This is a genomic window from Cognatilysobacter lacus (genome assembly GCF_008274655.1).
Classification (GTDB): domain Bacteria; phylum Pseudomonadota; class Gammaproteobacteria; order Xanthomonadales; family Xanthomonadaceae; genus Cognatilysobacter; species Cognatilysobacter lacus.
The window spans coordinates 1-1,988 of sequence record NZ_VTRV01000253.1; the positions used below are offsets into that span (position 1 = coordinate 1).

Annotated in this window: 3 protein-coding genes; 1 reads left to right on the forward strand and 2 read right to left on the reverse strand. The window is 71.1% G+C overall.

The annotated features are described in order from the left end of the window. Window positions 1–197 precede the first annotated feature (197 nt). Complete coding sequence (locus FW784_RS13830; protein ID WP_149353905.1) at window positions 198–1,313, forward strand: NAD(P) transhydrogenase subunit alpha; 1,116 nt, start codon at window positions 198–200, stop codon at window positions 1,311–1,313. Window positions 1,314–1,352: 39 nt separating this feature from the next. Here the strand turns inward: FW784_RS13830 and FW784_RS13835 are convergent, their stop codons facing one another. Together FW784_RS13835 and FW784_RS14530 are read right to left on the reverse strand one after the other, a co-directional pair. Then, entirely contained in the window at window positions 1,353–1,775 is a 423-nt protein-coding gene (locus FW784_RS13835) for a DUF3106 domain-containing protein (protein ID WP_149353906.1), read from the reverse strand. Window positions 1,776–1,777: 2 nt separating this feature from the next. Continuing rightward, on the reverse strand, window positions 1,778–1,988 hold a 211-nt coding region (locus FW784_RS14530; protein ID WP_187770837.1), incomplete at its 5' end, for a hypothetical protein.

Below are 1,988 nucleotides of genomic sequence, written 5' to 3' on the forward strand. Positions count from 1 at the left end.
GCCTTGCCGCCGGCGGTGCGCGCGTCTTTGCGCGGCGCTTTGCTGCCCGCGCGCGAAGTCTTCTTCGTTGCCATCGGAGTATCCATGCGTCGGCGGCCAATCGCCGGCGGCCAACGTAGGCCCGCCGCCGTGATGGGGTGCTCACCGCCGCAGCGGCCGCGCTACGATGCGGCGACCGCATTTCCTGGAGCACCCGCATGACGGCAGTGACGCTCGGCATCCTGCGCGAACGCGCACCCGGCGAACGGCGCGTGGCCGCCACGCCCGAGACCGTGCGCAAGTTCATTGCCCGCGGGGCGCGCGTGCTCATCGAACCCGACGCCGGTGCCTCGGCGGGCTTTGTCGATGCCGCCTATGCCGAAGCGGGCGCCGAAACGCTTGCAGCCGGCGACATCCTCGCGGCCTGCGACATGCTGCTGTCGGTGCAACCGCCGCCGGACGAAGCGCTGGACTTGCTGAAGCCGGGTGCAGCGATCGTCGGGCTGCTCGCGCCGCAGGCATCCGACACGCGCGCCGCGCGCATCCGAGAGCGCGGCCTGGTCGCCTTTCCGCTCGAGCGCCTGCCGCGCACCACGCGCGCACAATCGATGGACGTGCTCAGTTCGCAGGCGGGAATGGCCGGTTACAAGGCGGTGCTCATCGCCGCGACGCTGGCCCCGCGATTCTTTCCGATGCTGACCACCGCCGCCGGCACCATCCGGCCGGCGAAGGTGCTGGTGATCGGTGCAGGCGTCGCCGGGCTGCAGGCAATCGCTACTGCCAAGCGCCTCGGCGCGCAGGTGGAAGGGTTCGATGTACGCCCGGAAACGCGCGAGCAAATCGAGTCACTCGGCGGGCGTTTCCTCGACCTCGGCGTCAGCGCGGCGGGCGAGGGCGGCTACGCACGTGCGCTCAGTGACGAGGAGCGCGCCGAGCAGCAGAAGCGACTGGGTGCGCACCTGGGTTCGGTCGACGTGGTGGTGTGCACGGCCGCCGTGCCGGGACGGCCCGCGCCGAAGATCGTTACGCAGGACATGGTGGCCGGCATGAAGCCCGGCAGCGTGATCGTCGACCTGCCGGCCGAGAGCGGCGGTAACTGCGAGGCCACCGTCCCGGGCGAGACGCGCGACGTCGGCGGCGTGACCGTCGCCGGTCCGTTGGCGCTTGCCAGCATGGGCGCGTTGCAGGCCAGCGAGATGTACGCACGCAACGTGCTGAACTTCGTCAGCCTGTTCGTGGACAAGGGCGAGTTGGCCTTCGACTGGAGCGACGAATTGCTCGCTCGCACTGTCTGGCCGGAGCGCGAAACGGCCGCGGCGAGCGCGGCCGCCTAGCGTCGATCGCGACTTCGGCGAGTCGAACGCTCGAACCCTTCAGCCCCGCCCGGCCGGCGTCCCCAGCGATCTCAGCCATTCGCGGCGCTGCTCGGGCGTCATCGCACGGACCTTTTCGCGCAATGCCTTCCTCTGGTCCGGCGGCAGCTGGCGGAAGCGCTGGAACGCGTCGTGCGCCTGCGTGCGCTCCTCGGGCGACATGCCCTGCCAGCGCTCCACCCCGCGTCGCGCCTGCATGCGCTGCTGCGGGGTCATGGACTTCCAGCGTCCCGCGTGGCCGAGCATCCGTTCGCGTGCCTCGGGGCTCGCGTTCCAGCGGTCGCGGATCGGCGAGATCAGCAGTTCGCGCTGCGACGGCGACAGATGATCCCAATCGGGCAGCGACGTGGCGGCGGACTGCGCGCGGCCGGGCGCGGCAACGAAGAGAAGGGAAACCAGGGCAAACGGGATCAGGCGATTCATGGTCACTCCGCGTCGGCCGGGCGCATGTCGCCCAGCCAGAGGTAGAACTCGGGGTCTTCGGACAGGTCGGGCGCAATCGTCTCGGCATCGGCGCGCGAGGCGGTGCGGGTGTCGATGGCGGCCAACACCGGCGGCGTCGCGGCGCCCGGCTCGACGCTTCGTCCTTCGACGCCCGGCGTCGCCACGACGGGCGACGTGGCGGCCGAGTGCGTC